Below are 269 nucleotides of genomic sequence, written 5' to 3' on the forward strand. Positions count from 1 at the left end.
GCCCATGCGCAAAATTCCCGCCGCATTGATCAGCACGTCCAGTCGCTCCGTTTCAGCTAACAGTCGCTGACATACCTGCGCCACCTGCCCGGCGTCGGCAACATCCATTACTTCGGTCGCAAAGGGATATTGCTCCTGAGTGAACGCTTGATCAAAACCTGTAACTTTCGCTCCCGCCTCAACAAACGCCAGCGCCGTGGCGTAGCCGATACCTTTACCTGCGCCGGTTACCCAGACATTTTTACCGCTGAAATCCATTATTTCACCTC

Annotated in this window: 1 protein-coding gene; it reads right to left on the reverse strand. The window is 54.6% G+C overall.

What is annotated here, in order from left to right; translation table 11 throughout:
• Nucleotides 1-258 (reverse strand): SDR family NAD(P)-dependent oxidoreductase (locus SB764_RS40620; RefSeq protein WP_410866846.1); only part of this gene is annotated, 258 nt, incomplete at its 3' end.
• Nucleotides 259-269: the final 11 nt, after the last annotated feature.

The organism is Paraburkholderia sp. SIMBA_027, assembly GCF_046535315.1.
Classification (GTDB): Bacteria; Pseudomonadota; Gammaproteobacteria; order Burkholderiales; family Burkholderiaceae; genus Paraburkholderia; species Paraburkholderia tropica.